Source organism: Tenggerimyces flavus (assembly GCF_016907715.1).
GTDB lineage: Bacteria > Actinomycetota > Actinomycetes > Propionibacteriales > Actinopolymorphaceae > Tenggerimyces > Tenggerimyces flavus.
On the sequence record NZ_JAFBCM010000001.1, the window covers coordinates 2,489,465 to 2,510,047 of the forward strand.

The following is a 20,583-nucleotide window of genomic DNA, read 5'->3' on the forward strand; positions in this document are numbered from 1 at the left end:
TCGCCTACGTATCGTAATCGTCGGGCCAGAAAACGGGCCCTTCTTAGAAGAAACGGTGAACGTACCCGAACGGTTAGCTCAACCGACAGTCACTGCTCAAGCACGGGCAACCATACAGACAGTCACGGCACGCTAGCGAGCAGCATCCACAAGTGCGGGATAAAGCGCCGGAGTCCAATCGGAGCCAGCCGCGGCCGAGCGCCAGGTACGTACGAGCATCTCGGCGAGATAGAGGCGAACGAACGCCGCGGCATGGGTGTCGGACACTCCATAACGATGCAGGAGCTCCGGCCCGCGGTGGTGCAGTTCGGTCACAGCGTCCGTAACCGGCCGACTCTCCCGAACTACCCGAATCTGGAACAGCCAGTGCAACGCGTCCAGCCCGAACGGCACCCCGTCGCGGCTGTGTTCCCAGTCCCAGGCATAGAGCGTCCCGCCGGCCTCGCCCTGGTTCCACGGGACCCAGTCGCCATGCCAGCGGCCGATCGCGACGGGGTCGCCCGCGGGAAGGTCGTCGAGCAGCCTCGTCGCGACCGTAGCGAGCCGCGCCTCGGGCAGCTTGAACGCGAGCTCGTCGATCTCCGCGCGCAGCCGGGCGACGTGCGGCGCGTCTCGTACCGGCGCCTGCGAGGTCGGCGGGACGAGCTCGCGGAGCCGTTCCGCCAGCGGCGGCTCGTCGCCGCGGCGCGCGCGGACGTCGTACGGCAGCGGCGCGGTCACGACGATCGCGAGGTCCTGCCAGCGCCCGGTATGCAGGAGTGCGGGCGCCGCGGCGTTCGGCCCCGACCGGACCTCGGCGAGCGCGGCGGCCTCGGTCGCGACCAGGTCGCGGGTCGCGTCGTTCCAGCCGACCTTCGCGTACCCGACACTCTCGCCGGCATCGTCGAACAGCTGCAGCGTCGGCTTGTGGTGCTTGCTCAGTACGCCCATCGCGGCATGCAGGCGAGGCTTGCCGAGAACGTGGGCGAGGTGGTCGGCAAGCAACCACCGCGGCCGGTCCACCGCAGGGACCGAGTCGCGGACGAGGATGTTCAGATGGTGCGGCGCCGGCGGCAACCCGAGCTTCGCCGCGGTCCCGAGCACAGCGCGGCTGAGCCGGACGCGTCCCGACCGCAGCCCGTTGTAGCGGAGCAGTGTCGCGGCGGTGACCCGCGGCGAGGTGCGCGGGATGAGGAAGCGAGCCCGAGAACGGTTCGGCGCGATCGCGTACCGCTCGGCGACTGTCCAGCCGGGGGAGACCTTCGCGTCCCAGCCGATCGCGAGCCGATCGGCGGCCAGTCCTCCGCCCCAGAGCTGGGTGACGAGCCGGCGCAGATCCTCCGAGACGTCCGTCACGACCGCCGGTGGACCAGGCCGGCGAGGTTGCCGAAGCCGGTGGGCGCGACCAGCCGGCCCTCGTCGACCATCGAGGCCGGCACGTTGAAGCCGTACCGCTGGTGTGGGCTGCCGAGCCGGTCGAACGACTGGCAGCCGATCAGCGCCTGCGACTCGTTGTCGCCTACGACGTAGAAGCCGTCGGCCGTCTTCGGGGTGCCGCCGACGTCGTGGAAGCCGGCGGTGTCGGCGACGCAGCCGTTGAAGACGTTCTTGTCGTACTCGATGTACCAGCCGTGCGAACGGGTGTCCTGCGACTCGCAGACGCTGAACTTGTTGCGCGTACCGCGGACGTAGTAGCCGTAGTCGCGGCAGTACCAGGCCTTGCACGCGACGAAGAACGAGTTCGTCGTGCCGACGAAGAAGCCGGCCGAGTCGATGCCTGGCTTGGTGGTCGTACCCTCGCAGGCCATCCACCAGGAGTCGCTGTTGGTGCAGTGGAACGCGTGCCGCCCCGCCCGTCTTGACCGGACGAGCTGGGTGACGGTCGCGCGGGCGTCGCCGCGGTACCAGATGTTGTCCTGGATCGCGTCGTACACCCAGAGATTGACGAGCCGATGCATCGGATCCGGCTCGTCCTCGTAGTAGCTGCCGCGGCCGACCGGGTTGAGGTCGATGCCGGTGATCGCGAGGCGGTTGGCGTTGACCACGAGGTTGGAGACCACGAAGCCGTCGCACTGCTTGCCGTCGCCGATCGCGAGGACGCTCGGGAGGTCCGCGACGCTCGCGAGGAGCCTGGAGGACTGGCCGGAGCCGGTGAGCGAGGCGCCGGGCCGGGCGATGATCGGCTTGCTGATCTTCCAGTCGCCGGGGCTCAGCTGCACGCTCTGGACGCCGTCGTCGAGCGCGGCCTGGATGCTGTCCTTGGGGGTGAGGCGGATGACCGTCTCGCGGCCGCGCGGGTCGTCGTTGGCGGCAGCGGCGGACCCACCGATGGCGGAGACGCCGAACGCGGTCCCCATACCAACGGTCATCGAGCGAAGAATGTCGCGGCGGTCCAACCCCGTGCCTCTCGTGACGATCATGTAAGCGTAGCTGTTCACCAGCCTCGGGTGGCCCATTCCCGCAGGTGCGGACGTTCCGCGCCGACGGTGGTGTCCCTGCCGTGGCCTGGGTGGATCTGTGTCTCGTCTGGTGTGTCGGCGAGCAGGCCGCGTATGGAGCGCATGATCGCCTCGAAGCTGGTGAGCGGCCACTGCGCGCCGGTGAGGCCGGGGCCGCCGGGGAAGAGGGTGTCGCCGGTGAACAGGTGGCCCTCGATCGCGAGGCAGATGCTGCCGGGACTGTGGCCAGGGGTGTGTTTGACGGTGATCTCCAGCTCGCCGATGGCGATGGTGTCGGCGTCCTGGAGTGGGCGGTCCACCGTTCCGTCCCACAGCTGGCCGGTGGCTCGCGGAGGTCTTCCCACGGCGAGGAGGTCCTCGGTGGCGGTGCCGGCGTCGAAGTGGCCGTGCTCTTCGAGGTGGGCGAGCTCGTGCTGCCAGACCTCTTTCTCTGCTGGGTGCGCGAGGACGGGCGCTTTGAGCTGGTGCGTGAGGATGGGGATCGCGAGGACGTGGTCGTAGTGGGCGTGGGTGAGGACGATCGCCCTGATGTCCAGGCCGTCGACAGCCTGGAGGATACGGTCGGGCTCGGCGCCGGGGTCGATGAGCGCGGCCTCGTTCGTTCCCGGCGCTCGGATGATCCAGCAGTTGGTGTCGAGGTCGCCGACGACGACCTTGTCGATCATGTGGCTGCGAGGCGGAGCAGGCGTTCGGCCCAGCCGTGGTCCTTCTCCGCGGCGATCGGGTAGCCGGCCGCGAACGGGCCGTCCCAGCGCACGTCGATGCCGGGGTTGTGCGCGTCGGTGCCGTCGGCGAGGAACAGGTGCGGGCTGCCCTTGATGCTGTCGGACTGCGCGACTTCGTGGTCCTCGCTGACGTTGGCGCGGTGGGTGCCATGGTCGAGCGCGTTGGTGAGGTGCGCGACGTCGACGGTGCCGGTCTCGTTCGCCACGTCGAGGATCACCTGGCGGTGCGCGATCGACCGCGACTCGAGCCAGAACGCCTTGCGGAGTGCGCGATCCAGGTCCTCCGACTGTTGCAGGCCCTGTTCCTTGGCGGCGTGGATCGCCTCGTTCGCCAGCAGCACGGTCGAGGGGTACTCCCAGTCGGGCGCTGACCAGAGCCGCCAGCCGAGCTCGGGCACGACCTGGCCTAGGCCGACCGCCTCGCTGTCGGTGCCGGGCCGCTTGTGTGGGCCGTCGAACAGTTCGAGCGCGAACGTGTGGTGGTCGATTTTGACGTCGAGGCCGAGCTCGTCGCGGGTGTCGAGGAGGCGGTGGATCGCGTAGTGGGCGAACGGGCAGAGCAGGTCCGACCAGACCTGGATCGTTCCTGGCTGCGTGGCGGGGCGCTGGGTCATTCGTTCAGTCCTCGTGTTCGGTGCCGGGTGGGTTGGCGCTGAAGCGCTTGGGGCTCAGGAGTACTGCCGTGCGACGGTCGGCGGCCATCTCGCGGTCGTACTCGTCGAGATCGTCGTGCTGCCCGCCGGCGGCGTGGTAGATGTTGCGCAGCAGGTGGCGTAGTCCTTCGGCGTCGAGTCCGTCGAGCTTGTCGTCGGGTCCGGCGAGCTCGGTTGGGCCCTCGACCGCGACCCACTCCCAGCCGGCGCGGAAGACGAGCGTGGCGTACGGGTTCGCGCGGAGATTCGTGAGCTTCGCCGTACGCCCGCGGGCGACGAACGCGACCGTCGGCTCGCCGGTCGTCGGGTGGTCGAGGATGCCGGCGTTCACCACCGACACCGCCGACCGCCCGGCCGCGGGGCGCTGCGTGACGAGCACGGCCAGCCAGTGCTCCTGACTGCCGAGCTCACGGATCAGCTCGAGGCTCATGCCATCGAACGTACCGGACCCTGGTCCGCTTCGCCAACCGGCAAATGATCGTGTTTACACGGTGGATGGGCGCTTCACCTGGCGTCTACTCCGCGTAAAGCGGCAAATGATCATGTAAACATGATCATTTGTCCGCAGCGGGAGCGGCGTCCGGCAGTAAAGGGAGCGGGCATTGTCGGCGGGCTCGGATAGGCTGGAGAAGCAAGCCCTCACCCCCGTCGATTTCGTCGAAGGGGGCATTCTGTGCTGCCCTGAAGAGGAGCCCATGAGTCTCGCTCACCTCGTTGAGCTCACCACCTCCGACACCGCGCTGGGCGAGGCCGTCGCTCAGGCGCGCGACGCCGTGCCCGGCACCAGGCTGTCGCCGCTCGACCTCACCGCGCCCAAGGCGCTGCAGCCGCTCGTCGTCGCCGCCCTCGCGGCCGACGCGAACGCCGGCGGGGCGGGACGTACGGTGCTCGCCGTCACCGCGACCGGCCGCGAAGCCGAGGACCTCACCGCCACCCTGCAGAGCCTGCTCGGCGACGAGGACGCCGCCGCCTACTACCCGGCCTGGGAGACGCTCCCGCACGAGCGCCTCTCGCCGCGATCCGACACCGTCGGCCGCCGGCTCGCGATCCTCCGCAGGCTGGTCCACCCCGACGACGAGAACCCCAGCCCCAAGGTCGTCGTCGCGCCCGTCCGTTCGGTCCTCCAGCCGCAGGTGAAGGGCCTCGCCGACCTCGAGCCCGTCAGCCTTCACGTCAAGGACGAGATCGACCTCGAGGTCCTCGTCCGCAAGCTCGCGGCCGCCGCGTACACCCGCGTCGACCTGGTCGAGCGGCGCGGCGAGTTCGCCGTCCGCGGCGGCATCGTCGACGTGTTCCCGCCGATCGACGAGCACCCGGTGCGGGTGGAGTTCTTCGGCGACGAGGTCGACGAGATCCGCTACTTCAAGGTCGCGGACCAGCGTTCGCTCGGCCCGGCCGAGCACGGGCTGTACGCGCCGCCGTGCCGCGAGCTGCTGCTCACCGACGCCGTACGCGACCGGGCGGCCAAGCTCGCCGTCGAGCACCCCGAGCTCGAGGAGTTGTTCGAGAAGCTCGCGCAGGGGCACGCGGTCGAGGGCATGGAGTCGCTCGCGCCCGTTCTCGTCGACGACCTGGAGCTGCTGCTCGACATCCTCCCGCCGGCGACGCACGTTCTGGTGTGCGATCCCGAGCGGGTTCGGACGAGGGCGCACGACCTCGTCGCGACGAGCGAGGAGTTCCTGCAGGCGTCCTGGGCGGCGGCCGCGGGCGGTGGGCAGGCGCCGATCGACCTCGGCCCGGCCGCATACCGCAGCCTCGCCGACGTCCGCGGGCACGCGATGTCGGCCGACCTCGCGTGGTGGAGCGTCTCCCCGTTCGCCCTCGACGCCGAGACCACCACGGCTGCGCCGCAGCGCACCGAGATGGGCGAGCTCATCCAGCTCGATGTCGACATCGAGGCCGGCGCGATCGAGTCGCACGCGATCGGCGCCGAGGCCGCGGTCGCGTACCACGGCGACACCGAGCGCGCGCTCGCCGACATCAAGGGCTGGCTCGCCGACGGGTGGCGCGTCGTGTACGTCACCGAGGGCCACGGCCCGGCGGAACGTATCGTCGAGGTGCTCACCGGCGGCGATATCGCAGCCAGGCTTGCCAAATCGGACTTCGAAGAGCCCCAGCCGTCCGTCGTGCACGTGGTGTGCGGGCGGCTCGACCACGGGTTCGTCGCGCCGGCGTTGAAGCTCGCGGTGCTCGCCGAGGAGGACCTGGTCGGCCGCGCCGGACCGTCCACCAAGGACATGCGCCGGATGCCAACGCGGCGTCGGCGGACGATCGACCCGCTGGAGCTGAAGCCCGGCGACTACGTCGTGCACGACCAGCACGGGGTCGGCAAGTACCTCGAGATGGCCGAGCGCACGGTGGGTACGGGCGCGGCGCGGACGACGCGCGAGTACCTGCTGATCGAGTACGCGCCGTCCAAGCGCGGGCAGCCAGGCGACCGGCTGTTCGTACCGACCGACCAGCTCGACCTGGTGACGCGGTACGTCGGTGGCGAGGACCCGTCGCTGGACAAGATGGGCGGCTCGGACTGGGCGAAGCGCAAGGGCCGGGCACGCAAGGCGGTCAAGCAGATCGCCGCGGAGCTGATCAAGCTGTACGCGGCGCGGCAGGCGACGGAGGGGCACGCGTTCGGGCCGGACACGCCGTGGCAGCGCGAGTTGGAGGACGCGTTCCCGTACGTCGAGACCTCCGACCAGCTCGCGACGATAGAGGACGTCAAGGCAGACATGGAGAAGACGGTTCCGATGGACCGGCTGATCTGTGGTGACGTGGGGTACGGCAAGACCGAGATCGCGGTGCGCGCGGCGTTCAAAGCGGTGCAGGACGGGAAGCAGGTGTCGATCCTGGTGCCGACGACTTTGCTTGTGCAGCAGCATCATTCGACGTTCGCCGAACGGTTCGCGCCGTTCCCGGTGACGGTGAAGGCGTTGTCGCGGTTCCAGACCGACAAGGAGGCCAAGGAGGTCCTCAACGGTCTCGCGGCGGGCTCTGTCGATGTGGTGATCGGGACGCATCGGCTGCTGTCGAAGGAGGTCGGCTTCAAGGACCTCGGGCTGATCGTGGTCGACGAGGAGCAGCGGTTCGGCGTGGAGCACAAGGAGCAACTCAAGGCTCTGCGCGCTTCGGTCGACGTACTGACGATGTCGGCGACGCCGATCCCGCGGACGCTGGAGATGGCGATCACCGGCATCCGGGAGATGTCGACGATCATGACGCCGCCGGAGGAACGCCATCCAGTGTTGACGTTCGTCGGTGGGTACGACGAGAAGCAGGTGGTCGCGGCGATCCGGCGCGAGCTGTTGCGCGAGGGCCAGGTGTTCCTGGTGCACAACCGCGTGCAAACGATCGAGCGCGCGGCCGCCCGGATTCGCCAGCTGGTGCCGGAGGCGCGGGTCGCGGTCGGGCATGGGCAGATGAGTGAGCACCAGCTCGAGCAGGTCATGGTCGACTTCTGGGAGAAGCGGGCGGACGTGCTTGTTTGTACGACGATTGTCGAAGCGGGCTTGGACATTTCGAACGCGAACACGTTGATCGTGGAGCGGTCGGACCTGTTCGGGCTGTCGCAGATGCACCAGCTGCGCGGGCGGGTCGGTCGTGGCCGCGAGCGGGCGTACGCGTACTTCCTCTACCCGCCGGAGAAGCCGCTCACCGAGACCGCGCACGAGCGGCTGGCGACGTTGGCGCAGAACACCGAGATCGGCGCGGGCATGGCGGTCGCGATGAAGGACCTGGAGATCCGCGGGGCGGGCAACCTGCTCGGCGGTGAGCAGTCCGGGCACATCGCGGACGTCGGCTTCGACCTCTACATCCGGCTCGTGGGAGAGGCCGTGGCGGAGTTCCGCGGCGACGTTCCCGAGGAGGACAACGAGGTCAAGGTCGAGCTGCCGATCGACGCGCACCTGCCGCACGACTACGTGGACTCGCAGCGGTTGCGGCTGGAGATGTACCAGCGGCTGGCCGCCGTGCGGTCGCTGGATGAGGTCGCGGCGGTGGCCGAGGAGTTGTCGGACCGGTACGGCACTTTGCCGCAGCCGGTGGAGAACCTCCTCGAGGTGGCCCGCTTCCGCTTGAAGGCGTCCGCTGTGGGGCTGACCGACGTGACTGTGCAGGGAAACGCGATCCGCTTCGCGCCGGTGGAGCTGCGGGAATCGCAGGAAATGCGGCTCAACCGGCTGTACCCGCGGACGATCGTCAAGCGCCAGTTGCGCACCATCCTCGTTCCCCGCCCCGCCACGGCGCCCATCGGCGGGACGCCGTTGCGTGACTTGGAGCTGCTCAAGTGGTGCGGCGACCTCATCGACGCCATCCTCGTGGACGCTCCGGCGCCGGCCAAGAAGGCGTGATTCAGGTAGCCTGATCAGGGAAAGGAGGTCAACGATGGCAGCCGACGAACCCCGCCCAGCCCCACCCGGCGCGGGCTACGCCGCGAACCGCCCGTACTTCGTCGCGGACACCCTCGACGACCTCCACGGCCCGACCTCCGGAGTCGTGCACTTGGACGCGCGTCTGGACTGGTCGGGCGAGCCGGTGTACGACCTCGACGATCCCATCGAGCTCGCTTACCTGTACGAGGTCGTTCTCCGCGAAGGGTCCCGCCATGAGGAGTTCGCTCGCTGGCTCGACCGCCCGACTCTGATCCGACTGTGGCCCACGTTGTTCCTCCCTGCTCGGGTGAGGGCCTTGTGGGAGCGGACGTTTCCTGTGCTCGCGCACGAGGCTCCGCGCACGGCAGCCGCCGGCTAGTGGACCCACTGCAGGAGCGGCTCGCCGAGATCGGCCTGCGAGCCTTGGGCGAGTTCGGTTTCGCCTTGGCAGGTGGGCAAGCCATCCAGGTACACGGGATCGTCGATCGACCGAGCGATGACATCGACCTGTTCGTCGCGTGGGACCGGAAGGACCAGTTCGACCGAGCGGTGGACGTGATCGTCGATGCCTACCGGTCCGCTGGCTACGGGGTCGCGATCGAGAAGCGATACGAGACCTTCGCGCGACTCGCCGTCTCCGACGGTGCGGGCTCGGGCGAGACTTCGGTCGACCTCGCGGCCGACTGGCGCCAGCATCAGCCCGTGCAGATGGCTATCGGACCGGTGCTCCATCTCGATGACCTGGTCGCCTCGAAGATGAGCGCTCTCTACGGCCGAGGCGAACCGAGGGACTTCATCGACATCGACGCCGTTCTTCGTTCCGGGAGATTCAGTCGCGAGGACGTTCTGAGGCTGGCCGAGAACGCCGACGCCGGCTTTGTCCGCTCGATGTTCGCGCAGTCGATCGCACGCATCGACCGGCTACCCACCAGGCTGTTCGAGCGCTATGGCTTGTCCGCCGAGCAGGTCGACGAGTCCCGGGCGCGGTTCGCGGAGTGGCGGGACCAATTGCTGGGGGATTGATCAATCGGGGTTGACGATTGGTCTCATCACGGCCGGTGATGGGCAATCGTCTGACGTATGCTGCAGGTTCCGAGTGCACCATCGAGCTGGAGGAAGACGCGTCTATGAGCAAGGTCCCCACGATCGCTTTCAACAACGGTGTGGAGATCCCGCAGCTGGGATTCGGTGTCTGGCAGGTGCCCGAGGAGCTGGTCGTCGACGCCGTGCGGGTGGCGATCGAGACTGGTTATCGCAGCATCGACACGGCCGCGATCTACGGTAACGAAGAGGGTACGGGGCGGGCGATTGCCGAGTCTGGCGTTGCGCGCGACGAACTGTTCGTCACTACCAAGCTCTGGAACTCCGAGCAGGGCTACGACAGCACGCTGGCGGCGTTCGACGAGAGCATCAAGAAGCTCGAGCTGGACTACGTCGACCTCTACCTGATCCACTGGCCGTCGCCGCACCGGGACAAGTACGTCGAGACCTGGAAGGCGTTCGAGCAGCTACTCAACGACGGCCGCGTCAAGTCGATCGGCGTCTCGAACTTCCACCAGCCCCACCTGCAGCGCCTCCTGGACGAGACCGACATCGTGCCGGTGCTCAACCAGATCGAGCTGCACCCGTACCTCCAGCAGGCAGCCCTCCGCACCTTCTGCGCCGAGCACGGCATCCTCACCGAGGCCTGGAGCCCCCTCGCCTCCGGCGGCGACGTGCTGACGGACCCGCTGATCGCCAAGCTGGCCGACAAGTACGGCAAGACGCCCGCCCAGGTCATCCTGCGCTGGCACCTCCAGCTCGGCAACGTCGTGATCCCGAAGTCGGTCACGCCGAGCCGCATCAAGGAGAACTTCGAGGTCTTCGACTTCGAGCTCACCGCCGAGGACGTCGCGGCGTTCGCCCCGCTGGAGAAGGGCTTCCGCACCGGCCCCGACCCGGACACGTTCACTGCATAAGGCAGACCCGCTAGGGGATCGCGTGCCCGGTGTCCCAGGCCCAGGCCGCGATCCCCACCCGGTTCCGCACCGCCAACTTCCTTTGTACGTTGGCGATATGCGTCTTCGTCGTTCCTGGTGAGATGAAAAGCTCGGCGCCGATCTCGGCGTTCGTCTTCCCCTGAGCCACCAGGCGGACGACCTCGAGCTCGCGTTCGGTCAGCGTTTCCTGAGGCGACCGGTGCGACGACGCCGCCTCCTTCGCGCGGAGCTGCTGCAGCAGCCGGACAGTCACCTGCGGCGCGATCAGCGTGTCCCCCGCCATCGCCGCGCGTACGGCCTCCACCAGCAGCGTCGGCCCGGAGCGCTTCAGCAGGAATCCGCAAGCCCCGTTGCGCAAAGCCGTGTTCACGTACTCGTCGAGGTCGAACGTCGTCACCACCACCACGCGCACCGGATCCGCCACGTCCGGCCCAGCCAAGAGACGTGTGACCTCCAGTCCGTCCAGCTTGGGCATCCGGATGTCCGCGAGCAGGACGTCCGGCCGCAGCAGCCGCGCCAGCTCCACCGCTGAGGCGCCATCCGCGGCCTCGCCCACCACCTGCATGTCGGGCTGGGCGTCCAGGATCAGCCGGAACCCGCTGCGCACGTTCTCCTGGTCGTCCGCGATGACAATGCGTGTGCTCATTCAGAATCCATCTCTGGCAGGGGAAGGACGGCCTCGGTACGCCACCCGTCGGCATCCAGCGGTCCGGCGGTCAACGTTCCACCGACGGCCTCAACCCGCTCGGTCAAGCCCAGCAGGCCGAGCCCGCTCCGCGGCCGCTCGGTTCCGCCGAGAGCCGGCGCGTGGCCGGCCGACTCGTCGTTCGTGACCGTGACTGTCAACGCGGCCTTGTCGGCTGTCACGGCGACCTTGACGGACCGAGCGGACGGCGCGTGCCGGCGTACGTTCGTCAACGCCTCCACGACGACCCGGTACGCCGTCGTGTTGACCTCGCGTGGAACGGTGTCCGCCAAACCCGCGGGAAGCGAGAGCGACACCGCGGCCGACCCGCTCGCCCCGAAGCGCGACACCACCTCGGGCAGCTCCGCCAACCCCTGAGCCGGCGAGCGCGTCGAGAGGTCCGTGGCGTCGTGCAGCATGTGCACGGTCCGATCCATCGCGTCCAACGCCTGCAGCCCCGCGTCCTCGATTCGCTTCAACGCCGCGAGTGCCTCGGCCGGGTTCGACGGCAGGATCACCTGCGCCGCCTGGGCCTGAACGACGATCCCGCTCACGTCGTGGGCCACGAAGTCGTGCAGATCGCGCGCGAGATCCATCCGCTGCGCGCGCCGAGCGGTGTCGACCGCACGTTCGCGCTTCTCGTCCAGCCAGCGGATGTAGATCCCGATCCCCGCCGCGCCCAGCGACCCGAGCCCCCAGAAGCCGATCAGGCCGACGAACTCCAACGGGCTGGCCGGGATCACCGAGCGGAGCAGGATCGCCGCCTGCGCGAGGGCCGCCGCGCCGCCCGCCATGACCGCGACGGGGATCGTCGCCGACCGTGCGCACCAGGCGATCAACGCCAGCAGGGCAGCGGTCTCGACGAGCATGAGGAAACCGAGGAACGTCTCGGTGTTCTCGATCGCCGCACGACGTTCGACCGCGGTGAACACCGTCGCCGCGAACGACATCGTCGCCGCCGTCGCCGTGACGATCGGCACCCGGGAACGGGTGTACGGCCAGGAGATCGCGAGCGCGAGCCACCCACCGCTGGCCGCGGCGGTGGCGACGGGGAACGGTGAGCCGACCGCGAACGCCATCCACACGCCCGCAAGCACGACGACCGCCCCCGCGGCGACGCCGATCCACGTTCGTGTCTGTTGACCCACGGCAGCCCAGCCTAGTTCTTGGCCCGCTCTCCCGACCTCTGCCGAACGGCCGATCGCAACCCTCGCCGCATGGTGCCTGAGCAGATGGCCAATGATCACGGAAACCTGCCGTGCGCCTCGCCGGCAGGCTTGGTCGACCTATGTAGATCAAGGACGCCGGTCTCAGACCGATATATGTAGATTAATATCTGCTCTACCTGGCGAATGGGCGCTTCACCTGGCGTCTACCCCACGTGAAGCGGACAATGATCAGGTTTACATGATCATTGGCGCGGGTCTGCGGGGCCGAGGAAGCGACCTCGGCCGAACGGCCGATCGTCGTCAGCGCGGCGGGAACGCGGCTCGCAGGAACTCGGGGGTGCGCGCCAACAGCCGTACGTAGACGCTCCGCTCCCACGGCACGCCGGGCTCGTTCGCGAGGTACTGGCTGGAGACGCCGGCCATCGCCACCGCCACGATGCCCATCGCCTCCTGGGACGCGCCGCCCGGCCCGAGCTCGCCCTGGCGGACTGCTCGCCGGAGGGCCGTACGGAACAGCTCGACCATCTGCTTGCTCGGCTCGAACGCCTCCTCGCTGGGCTCGAAGCCGGGGACCGGGCGCCAGAACAGCAGCTGAGCCAGGGGGAGGTTCGCCATCGCCCAGCGCATCCCGGCCTCCTGCGCCTTGGTGACGGCCGCGAGCCCGGACTCGACGCCCTGGACGGCTGTGGACATCGCGTCGAGATGGGCTCGCTGACCGCGGGCGAACAGTTCGTCGTAGATCGCGTGCAGCGACGGGAAGTACTTGTAGAGGGAGGGTGGCTGGACGCCGATCCTTCGCGCCACCTCGCTCAGCGCGAGCCCGCCCACTCCGCGCTCGGCCATCAGGTCGAGCGCGACCTCGAGGATCTCCTCGATCGTCTGCTGCCGCCTCAGCCCGCGCCGGTCCGTTCGCTCCACCGCTTCCGTCATGGGCCTAGGCTACATTGACAAGCAATAGCTAATTATATTAGCTTTAGCTATCGATGCTCGCGAGGGGGAGAATCTCATGCAGACGCTCGACACCGACCAGGTCACCCGCCTTATCGCCGCGACGCCCGAAGCGCTGTACGCGATCGTGTCCGACGTCACGCGGACACCCGAGCTGAGCCCGGAGATCCTCGCGGCGGAGTGGGTCGACGCCGCCTCCGGCCCGGTCGTCGGGGCGAGGTTCCGCGCGACGAACAAGGTCAGCCGCGGGCCGAGCTGGACGAACGAGCCCGAGGTCCTGGTCGCCGACCCCGGGCGCGAGTTCGCCTTCGTCCGCCGCGAGAAGACCGCCGGCCACGTCATGTGGCGCTACCGCTTCTCGCCGGTCGAGGGCGGCACGGAGGTGACCGAGTCGTACGAGGTGACCAAGCCGATCCCTTGGTTCGGCTGGGTGATCATCACGTACGTGTTCGGCAGCAAGAACCGCCGAGCCGAGCTCCGAGCCGGCATGGAAGAGACCCTGCGCCGGCTGGAAGAGGTCGGCACACTGGGGGCATGCCGCGGATCAGCAATAAGGCGGGACAGTTCGGCGAGTCGGTGATTCGGGAGACCTTCCGACTGGCTGCCGAGCACGGCGCGATCAACCTCGGGCAGGGCTATCCGGACTTCCCTTGTCCGCCCGAGCTCAAGGAGGCGGCGGCGCGCGCCATCCATGCCGACCTGAACCAGTACCCGATGACGTACGGCATGCCCGAGCTCCGCCAGGCCATCGCCGACAAGACCGCCAGAACGTACGAGGGCTGGCAGGTCGACCCCGACACCGAGCTCTGCGTCACCTGCGGCGCCACCGAGGCGCTCGTCGCGGTCACGTTCGCGCTGCTCGATCCGGGCGACGAGGTCGTGATGTTCGAACCCTGGTACGAGAACTACCAACCGAACGCGATCCTCGCCGGCGCGATCCCAAGACTCGTCCAGCTCCGCGAGCCCGACTGGACGTTCGACGAGCAGGAGCTGCGCAGCGCGTTCGGCAACAGGACCAAGGCGATCGTCATCTGCCACCCCAACAACCCCACCGGCAAGGTCTACAGCCGCGAGGAGCTGGAGCTCATCGCCGAGCTCTGCCAGCAGTGGGACGTCACGCTCGTCGTCGACTCCATCTACGAGCACATCCACTACCTCGGCCAAGGCGGGTACCTCCCACCCGCGCGCATCGCGGGCCTCGAGGACCGGACGATCACCGTCAACGCGATGTCGAAGACGTACGCGGTCACTGGCTGGCGGGTCGGCTGGACCGTCGCGCCGCCAACGCTGACAAAGGCGATCCGCAAAGTGCACGACTTCCTCACCATCGCCGCCCCAGCACCACTCCAGGCCGCCGGCGTCACCGCCCTCGAGCTGCCAGCGACGTACTACGACGACCTCGCCATCAAGTACAGAGAACGCCGCGACCTGCTCTGTGACGCACTGGAAGACATCGGCTTCGAGCTCAGGCGCCCAGACGGCTCCTACTACGTCCTCGCCGACACCAGAAGGCTCGACCCAGACCGGGACGGAACGCGGTTCGCCCGCAGGCTGATCACCGAGATCGGCGTCTCCTGCGTCCCCGCCGCGAGCTTCTGGCGCCCCGAACACCACGAGGCCGGGAGGAGCAAGGTGCGCTTCGCGTTCCCGAAGCGGCCAGAGACCCTGCGTGCGGCGGCGGAGCTACTGACCAAGCTCCAAGGCTGACACCGTACGATCTGCTGCGAAGAGCTGCCCAGAAAGGACGTCGACGTGATCCGCAAGCCTCGCGCCGCACTCGCCGCCATCGGCCTCGCCGCCGCACTCGGTCTCGCTGGCTGTGGCGGGCTCGGCGCCGCCGGGATGGCCGCGGAGGTCGACGGCCAGACGATCACGGTCGAGTACGTCCAGAAGCAGGCCAAGGACATGGCCGAGCTGACCAAGCGCGAGAGCGCCGCCGACCTGAAGAGCAACCAGCAGCTGGTGCTCGGCAACCTGGTCGGGCAGCACCTGGTCAACGCCGCCGCGACGACCGCCGAGGTCGAGGTGACCGACGCGGACGTCAGCAAGCTCGTCGCCGACCTCAAGAAGCAGACCCAGCAGATCCTGCAGAACAACGGCACGCCGCCGCCGCCGGACATGCTGGAGGGGTACGCGCGGTACGTCCTGCTGCTGGACAAGCTCGCGGCCAAGCTGCTCGGCAAGGAGCTCGACCCGGAGTCCCAGGCCGACCAGGAGAAGGCGCAGCAGCTCCTCGCCGTCGAGATCACCAAGACCGCCAAGCGCGTCGGGGTGAAGGTCAACCCGCGTTTCGGCAAGTGGAACGGCACCTCGATCACGCCCGAGGGCGGCGACCTCGTCAAGATCACCCCTCCGGAAGGCGCGGCGCCGGAGGCGCCCGCGGGGTCGTGACCGCGGGCCGAGTCGTCCTGCTGCTCACCTCGCCGCGAGTAGCTCCCGGACTGCTCGGCTGGCCCGCCTGGGACGCGCTCCGCACGGCGAACGTCGTGTGGACGCCGGATCCCGAGCACCCCCAGCTCCCGTACCTCGCAGCAGCCGGCGTCGACGTCGCGCCGGTGAAGCCAGCGAGTACGGCCGAGTGGGCGCACGCGCTGATTGCCGAAGCCCGCAAGAGCAGGACCGTCGTCTGGCTGGCGAGCGAAGCCGGCGACCCCGGGCTGGCCGAGTCCCTGGCCAACCAGCTCGCCCTCGAGGTCGAGGACCTGCCGAGCCTGGAGGTCGTGCCCGCGTCGTACGACCTGCCCGGTGCCCGCATGCTCGACCTCGTCGACGTGATGGACCAGCTCCGCGACCGCTGCCCGTGGGTGCAGTCGCAGACGCATCGCACGCTGGTGAAGTACCTCGTCGAGGAGGCGTACGAGACCGTCGAGGCGCTCGAGACCGGGGACGAGGCGCACCTGCGCGAGGAGCTCGGTGACCTCCTGTTCCAGGTCGTCTTCCACTCCAGGCTCGCCGAGGAGCACGACCAGCCGTTCTCCCTCGACGACGTGGCGGGCGACCTGGTGGCGAAGCTGATCCGCCGCAACCCGCACGTGTTCGGCGACGCGACGACGACGGACGTCGCCGAGATCGAGTCCGCCTGGGACCAGCTGAAGGCCGAGGAGAAGCAGCGGGCGTCGGCGGTCGAGGGCGTCCCGTTGGCCCTGCCCGCGCTGACGTTGGCGGAGAAGGTGCTCGGCCGGGTGGCGCGGACCGACCTCGACGTACGGACGGGCGAGCCGGCGAACGAAGAGGACCAGCTCGGCAAGGACCTGTTCGCACTGGTCCAGAAGGCGCGGGCGACCGACCTCGACCCCGAACAGGCGCTGCGCGACGAGATCCGCCGCTATCTCGCGGCGGTCCGCGCGGCAGAAAGTGACTGAGCGCCCGTTTTGCGAGGGTCGTGCGAGATAGCGGTTTCTGGTGTGCTAGAAATTGCACTCTCTGTAGACGAACCACTACCCATCGTCATCGCGCGACCTTCCCCACGCGCGGACTCCCACGCCCTGGAGCGGGATCGTGTCGTTCACCAACCCCATCTCTCGTCGGCTGCTGCGCGCCGGTTCCGCGATGGCTGTCATCGCCGCCGTCGGCTTCGCCGGCGCCGCGCCCGCGCAGGCCATCGCGCAGTCCATCGCGCAGACCAAGCCGAAGGCCGCCGCACCTGCTGACCCGAAGGTCCTGTTCACCGAGGACTTCGAGAACACCGGCACCGACCCGGTCCGCCTCGACGCCTACCAGGGCAAGAGCCACGGCTACGTGGCCGACCCCGCGTGGCTGCAGGGCTGCAACGGCTGGGTCGCCTCCTGGCAGGCCCCGGCCGACGCCGCCGCTCCCGTCGCCGACTGCGGTGCCGCGAACTGGTGGAACCTGTCGCGCGGCCTCTCGTACTCCCTCGGCGCCCTGCACCAGAAGGCCGAGACCAACCACGGCGTGTCCGCCTACACCTACGGAAACCCGGGCGCGGACAAGGTGCAGTTCGAGACCAAGCAACCGATCGCGCTGCCGACAAAGGGCCGGTTCGTCACGTTCTCCGTCGACGCCGCCGAGAACAGCTGCCACGCGCTCCACGCCGCGCTGAAGTTCTACCTCGTGGACGGTGCGCAGTCGATTCCGACGTTCACCACGCCGATCGACCCGTGCACCGACCCGAACGCGAAGATCGTGCCGAGTCCGGCGAACAGCGTCGACTCCGGCCCGACCGCGACCCGCGCGGGGACGTACGCCGGCAACAAGGCCGTGCTGTTCGACGGTGACCAGCTCGGCATCCGGCTGGTGAACGGGCAGGGCAGCGGTGGCGGCAACGACGCGGCTTTCGACAACATCCGCGTGCTCGACGTGACGCCGAAGCTGGCGAAGGCGTTCGCGCCCGCGAATGTCGACGTCGGCGAGACCTCCCGGCTGACGTTCACGGTGACGAACACCTCCGAGCTCGCCGAGAAGGCCGACTGGACGTTCACGGACACGCTGCCCGAAGGCCTCGACATCGCCGGTGACGGCGGCTTCACGTCGACCTGCGCGCCCTTCTCGTTCAGCCTGGACCACACCGGCGGTGTCCTGACGATGACGGGCACCCTCGCGGCTGGTCAGGAGACCTGCGAGGCGTCGGTGAACGTCGTCTCGAAGAGCCCCGGCACATACGAGAACTGCGCGAAGAACCTCGCGCTCACCGGCCTCGACGCGCCCGAGTGCGCCACGCTCGAGGTCGTCGCGCCGCCCACGTTCCCCTGCGAGGTCTCGACTGTCTTCCTCTCCCAGGGCATCCCCACGGGCCTGAAGGCGCAGGAGTACAGCGCCGGCGGGTCGGACTTCGTGCCGGTCGGCCCGGCGAGCGACTGGCGGTACAACGCGATCGGTGTCAACCCCAAGGACGGCTACATCTACGGGATGAGCACCGGCCCCGAGGGCGGACACCAGCCGGGTCGGCTGCTGCGAATCGACGCGACCGGCAAGGTCACCAGCCTCGGCGCACCCCAGGGTGACGCGGAGCTCGCGGCCAACGGCAGCATCGTCGGCGCGTTCGACGACGACGGCACCTACTACTCGATCGTGGCGAACCACCTCACCAAGGTGGACGTGACCACGACCCCGGCGGCCGCTCAGGTGGTCGGCCCGGTGGCAGGCTGGACGCCGGCCGACTTCGCGTACGCCGACGGCTTCTTCTGGGGCCAGTCGCGCGTGGGCACCGTGACCACGCTCTACCGGCTGAACCCGGCCGACGCGAGCGTCGTGACGTTCACCTCGCCTGTGCAGAACGCCCCCGAGAACGGCCAGTACGGCGCGGCCTGGCGGTACGGCAACGGCAACCTCGGGTTCAGCGCGAACGTGACCGGCAACAACCACCAGATCGCGGTCGCCAACCCTGGTTCGGCGAACCCGACGTTCACGCTCGTCTCGACGGTTCCGGGGCCCGTTCCCGGCCAGAACAACAACGACGGCACCGGCTGCATCAGCAAGCCCGCCGACCTGGCGATCGAGAAGTCCGCCCCGTCGGCGGTCGACCCGTCCGGTGAGGTCCGCTGGACGCTGAAGGTGACGAACAACGGCGCCGGGATCGCCTCCGGCTTCACCGTCACCGACCAGCTGCCGGCCGAGGTGACCGAGCTGTCGACGCCGACGGTTGGCGCGAAGATCGACGACCACACGCTGACGTACAACGGCGGGCGGCTCGAGGTCGGCGACTCGGTCGAGATCGTGGTCGTCGGCAAGGCGCCAGCGACGTACGAGACCTGCTTCTCCAACAGCGCTTCGGTCACCGGGAACGAGAACGACCCGAACCCGGACAACGACAAGGCGAGCGTCAAGACGTGCACCGGCGGCGAGCCGGCGTACACGCTGACGAAGACCTCGTCGGCCGCTGACGGTGCCGTCAAGGCGGGCGACAAGGTCGTCTACACGCTGACCGTCACCAACACCGGGAAGGCCGAGGTCACGCCGACCGTGACCGACGACCTGTCCGGCACGCTCGACGACGCCTCGTACAACGGCGACGCCGCCGCGTCGGACGGGCCGGCGCCGACGGTGTCGGAGCCGACGCTGACCTGGTCGGGCCCGGTGCCGGTCGGTGGCACGGTGACGATCACGTACTCGGTGACGGTCAAGCCGACCGCCGAGCAGGGCGACCACGTGCTGAAGAACGCGGCCAGCGGTGACGGTCCGATCCAGGACTGCCCGGCCAAGCCGTGCGCGACGACGACCAACCCGGTCGCCTCGTACACGCTGGCCAAGACCGCGGACCCGGCGGCCGGTACGGCGGTCGAGGCGGACCAGAAGATCACCTACACGCTGACCGTCACCAACACCGGCGGTGCTCCGGTGACGCCGACCGTGACCGACGACCTGACCGACGTGCTGGACGACGCCTCGTACAACGGTGACGCGGCGGCGTCGGACGGCTCGGTGCCGTCGGTGTCGGAGACGACGCTGACCTGGACCGGCGCGGTGCCGGTCGGCGGGACCGTGACGATCACGTACTCGGTGACCGTCCTGGCGTTCGACGCGCAGGGCGACCACACGCTCGCGAACGCGGCGAGCGGTGACGGTCCGATCGACGGGTGCGAGGCGACGCCTTGTGTGTCGACCGAGAACCCGTCGGGTGGCTACACGATCGCCAAGTCCGTCGACCCGGAGAGCGGGACGGCCGTGTCGGGCGGCGACGTGCTGACGTACACGGTCGAGGTGCAGAACGTGGGCGCCGCTCCGCTGACGCCGACGGTGACCGACGACCTGTCCGCGGTGTTGGACGACGCCACGTACAACGGTGACGCCTCGGCTTCGTCCGGGCCGGCGCCCACGGTGTCGGGGTCGACGCTGACGTGGTCCGGGCCGCTGCCGGTGGGCGCGACGGTGACGATCACGTACTCGGTGAAGGTCCTGGCGTTCTCCGAGCAGGGCGACCACCTGCTGAAGAACGTGGCGAGCGGCGACGGCCCGGTCTCGGGCTGCAAGACGGCGCCGTGCGCGACGACGGAGAACTCCTCGGGCGGCTACACGCTGAGCAAGTCGGCCGACCCGGCGTCCGGGGAGTCCGTCGCCGACGGGCAGAAGGTGACGTACCGCGTTCTGGTCGCCAACAAGGGTGCGGCGCCGGTGTCGCCGGTCGTGACCGACGACCTGTCGGGCGTGCTGGACGACGCCACGTACAACGGTGACGCCGCCGCGTCGGACGGCTCTGCCGTGGCGGTGTCGGGGTCGACGCTGACTTGGTCGGGCACGGTGCCGGCGGGCAAGACGGTGACGATCACGTACTCGGTGACCGTGCTGTCGTACGACGACCAGCACGACCACAAGCTCGGGAACGTGGTCTCCGGTGACGGGCCGCTGCAGGGCTGCGAGGCCGGCAAGCCGTGTGCCCGTACGGACAACCCGGCCGCGAATCCTCCGGTCGGAGCGCGGCTGCCGAAGACCGGCGGGGAGCTCCTGCTGGTCGGCGGTGGCGCGTCGTTGCTGCTGATCCTGGGCCTGCTCGGCCTGGTGGCGGCGACCCGCGCCGGACGGATGCGGGCCAGCCGCTAGCGGTAACCTGACGAAGCCCGGCCCCGCGGTGACGATCGCGGGGCCGGGCTTCGCCTTGTCCTGGCCGCGATGGCTGTCTGCGATGGTTGCCACAATGCGGGTCGGTCCTCGGGCCTCGCACCAGGCGC

Annotated in this window: 17 protein-coding genes; 9 read left to right on the forward strand and 8 right to left on the reverse strand. The window is 69.1% G+C overall.

What is annotated here, in order from left to right:
- Positions 1–132: 132 nt before the first annotated feature.
- The 5 genes from JOD67_RS11595 to JOD67_RS11615 all read right to left on the reverse strand — a co-directional run bounded on the left by JOD67_RS11595 (position 133) and on the right by JOD67_RS11615 (position 4,246).
- Positions 133–1,335 carry a hypothetical protein gene (locus tag JOD67_RS11595; protein ID WP_205117447.1) on the reverse strand — a complete coding sequence of 401 codons (1,203 nt, stop codon included), beginning with the start codon at positions 1,333–1,335 and terminating at the stop codon, positions 133–135.
- Positions 1,332–2,348, reverse strand: a complete 1,017-nt coding sequence (locus JOD67_RS11600; RefSeq protein ID WP_205117448.1) for a hypothetical protein — start codon at positions 2,346–2,348, stop codon at positions 1,332–1,334. The genes JOD67_RS11595 and JOD67_RS11600 overlap by 4 nt, the downstream gene beginning before the upstream one ends.
- 65 nt (positions 2,349–2,413) lie before the next feature.
- Positions 2,414–3,103, reverse strand: coding sequence for an MBL fold metallo-hydrolase (locus JOD67_RS11605; protein WP_205117449.1), 690 nt, complete (start codon positions 3,101–3,103; stop codon positions 2,414–2,416).
- Positions 3,100–3,777 (reverse strand): DsbA family oxidoreductase, encoded by a 678-nt coding sequence (locus JOD67_RS11610; RefSeq protein WP_205117450.1) that lies wholly within the window; start codon positions 3,775–3,777, stop codon positions 3,100–3,102. The genes JOD67_RS11605 and JOD67_RS11610 overlap by 4 nt, the downstream gene beginning before the upstream one ends.
- Before the next feature lie 4 nt (positions 3,778–3,781).
- Positions 3,782–4,246, reverse strand: a complete 465-nt coding sequence (locus JOD67_RS11615; RefSeq protein ID WP_205117451.1) for a pyridoxamine 5'-phosphate oxidase family protein — start codon at positions 4,244–4,246, stop codon at positions 3,782–3,784.
- Between the two features lie 265 nt (positions 4,247–4,511).
- On the opposite strand from JOD67_RS11615, the gene mfd reads away from it, so the two are divergent.
- The 4 genes from mfd (at position 4,512) to JOD67_RS11635 (ending at position 10,138) form a co-directional block, all read left to right on the forward strand.
- Positions 4,512–8,159: a transcription-repair coupling factor gene (mfd, locus tag JOD67_RS11620; RefSeq protein WP_205117452.1), complete on the forward strand. Its 3,648-nt coding sequence runs from the start codon at positions 4,512–4,514 to the stop codon at positions 8,157–8,159.
- Positions 8,160–8,193: 34 nt separating this feature from the next.
- Positions 8,194–8,559 carry a transcriptional regulator gene (locus JOD67_RS11625; protein WP_205117453.1) on the forward strand — a complete coding sequence of 122 codons (366 nt, stop codon included), beginning with the start codon at positions 8,194–8,196 and terminating at the stop codon, positions 8,557–8,559.
- A complete protein-coding gene (locus JOD67_RS11630) occupies positions 8,559–9,203 on the forward strand; it encodes a nucleotidyl transferase AbiEii/AbiGii toxin family protein (protein WP_205117454.1) in 645 nt (214 codons plus the stop codon). The genes JOD67_RS11625 and JOD67_RS11630 overlap by 1 nt, the downstream gene beginning before the upstream one ends.
- A 104-nt stretch (positions 9,204–9,307) precedes the next feature.
- On the forward strand, positions 9,308–10,138 hold the full coding sequence (locus tag JOD67_RS11635; protein WP_205117455.1) for an aldo/keto reductase: 831 nt from the start codon (positions 9,308–9,310) through the stop codon (positions 10,136–10,138).
- Positions 10,139–10,148: 10 nt separating this feature from the next.
- Here the strand turns inward: JOD67_RS11635 and JOD67_RS11640 are convergent, their stop codons facing one another.
- The 3 genes from JOD67_RS11640 to JOD67_RS11650 form a co-directional block, all read right to left on the reverse strand.
- Complete coding sequence (locus tag JOD67_RS11640; RefSeq protein ID WP_205117456.1) at positions 10,149–10,805, reverse strand: response regulator; 657 nt, start codon at positions 10,803–10,805, stop codon at positions 10,149–10,151.
- Positions 10,802–11,992 carry a sensor histidine kinase gene (locus JOD67_RS41860; protein WP_205117457.1) on the reverse strand — a complete coding sequence of 397 codons (1,191 nt, stop codon included), beginning with the start codon at positions 11,990–11,992 and terminating at the stop codon, positions 10,802–10,804. The genes JOD67_RS11640 and JOD67_RS41860 overlap by 4 nt, the downstream gene beginning before the upstream one ends.
- A 321-nt stretch (positions 11,993–12,313) precedes the next feature.
- On the reverse strand, positions 12,314–12,943 hold the full coding sequence (locus JOD67_RS11650; RefSeq protein WP_205117458.1) for a TetR/AcrR family transcriptional regulator: 630 nt from the start codon (positions 12,941–12,943) through the stop codon (positions 12,314–12,316).
- A 76-nt stretch (positions 12,944–13,019) separates the two neighbouring features.
- Here JOD67_RS11650 and JOD67_RS11655 point away from each other — a divergent pair, with 76 nt between their 5' ends.
- The 5 genes from JOD67_RS11655 to JOD67_RS11675 all read left to right on the forward strand — a co-directional run bounded on the left by JOD67_RS11655 (position 13,020) and on the right by JOD67_RS11675 (position 20,455).
- Positions 13,020–13,541, forward strand: a complete 522-nt coding sequence (locus JOD67_RS11655) for an SRPBCC family protein (protein WP_205117459.1) — start codon at positions 13,020–13,022, stop codon at positions 13,539–13,541.
- On the forward strand, positions 13,496–14,668 hold the full coding sequence (locus tag JOD67_RS11660; protein WP_205117460.1) for a pyridoxal phosphate-dependent aminotransferase: 1,173 nt from the start codon (positions 13,496–13,498) through the stop codon (positions 14,666–14,668). The genes JOD67_RS11655 and JOD67_RS11660 overlap by 46 nt, the downstream gene beginning before the upstream one ends.
- A 45-nt stretch (positions 14,669–14,713) precedes the next feature.
- Complete coding sequence (locus JOD67_RS11665; RefSeq protein ID WP_205117461.1) at positions 14,714–15,352, forward strand: SurA N-terminal domain-containing protein; 639 nt, start codon at positions 14,714–14,716, stop codon at positions 15,350–15,352.
- Complete coding sequence (locus tag JOD67_RS11670; RefSeq protein WP_205117462.1) at positions 15,349–16,323, forward strand: nucleoside triphosphate pyrophosphohydrolase; 975 nt, start codon at positions 15,349–15,351, stop codon at positions 16,321–16,323. Before JOD67_RS11665 ends, JOD67_RS11670 begins: the two co-directional genes overlap by 4 nt.
- Positions 16,324–16,459: 136 nt before the next feature.
- Positions 16,460–20,455 carry a DUF7927 domain-containing protein gene (locus JOD67_RS11675; protein ID WP_205117463.1) on the forward strand — a complete coding sequence of 1,332 codons (3,996 nt, stop codon included), beginning with the start codon at positions 16,460–16,462 and terminating at the stop codon, positions 20,453–20,455.
- Positions 20,456–20,583: the final 128 nt, after the last annotated feature.

What these genes read in the sequence shown, in the direction of transcription:
- JOD67_RS11600 (WP_205117448.1), bottom strand. Translation starts at nt 2,348, where the DNA reads ATGACCGTTGGTATGGGGACCGCGTTCGGCGTCTCCGCCATCGGTGGG.
- JOD67_RS11605 (WP_205117449.1), bottom strand. Translation starts at nt 3,103, where the DNA reads ATGATCGACAAGGTCGTCGTCGGCGACCTCGACACCAACTGCTGGATC.
- JOD67_RS11610 (WP_205117450.1), bottom strand. Translation starts at nt 3,777, where the DNA reads ATGACCCAGCGCCCCGCCACGCAGCCAGGAACGATCCAGGTCTGGTCG.
- JOD67_RS11615 (WP_205117451.1), bottom strand. Translation starts at nt 4,246, where the DNA reads ATGAGCCTCGAGCTGATCCGTGAGCTCGGCAGTCAGGAGCACTGGCTG.
- mfd (WP_205117452.1), top strand. Translation starts at nt 4,512, where the DNA reads ATGAGTCTCGCTCACCTCGTTGAGCTCACCACCTCCGACACCGCGCTG.
- JOD67_RS11625 (WP_205117453.1), top strand. Translation starts at nt 8,194, where the DNA reads ATGGCAGCCGACGAACCCCGCCCAGCCCCACCCGGCGCGGGCTACGCC.
- JOD67_RS11635 (WP_205117455.1), top strand. Translation starts at nt 9,308, where the DNA reads ATGAGCAAGGTCCCCACGATCGCTTTCAACAACGGTGTGGAGATCCCG.
- JOD67_RS11640 (WP_205117456.1), bottom strand. Translation starts at nt 10,805, where the DNA reads ATGAGCACACGCATTGTCATCGCGGACGACCAGGAGAACGTGCGCAGC.
- JOD67_RS11650 (WP_205117458.1), bottom strand. Translation starts at nt 12,943, where the DNA reads ATGACGGAAGCGGTGGAGCGAACGGACCGGCGCGGGCTGAGGCGGCAG.
- JOD67_RS11655 (WP_205117459.1), top strand. Translation starts at nt 13,020, where the DNA reads ATGCAGACGCTCGACACCGACCAGGTCACCCGCCTTATCGCCGCGACG.
- JOD67_RS11660 (WP_205117460.1), top strand. Translation starts at nt 13,496, where the DNA reads ATGCCGCGGATCAGCAATAAGGCGGGACAGTTCGGCGAGTCGGTGATT.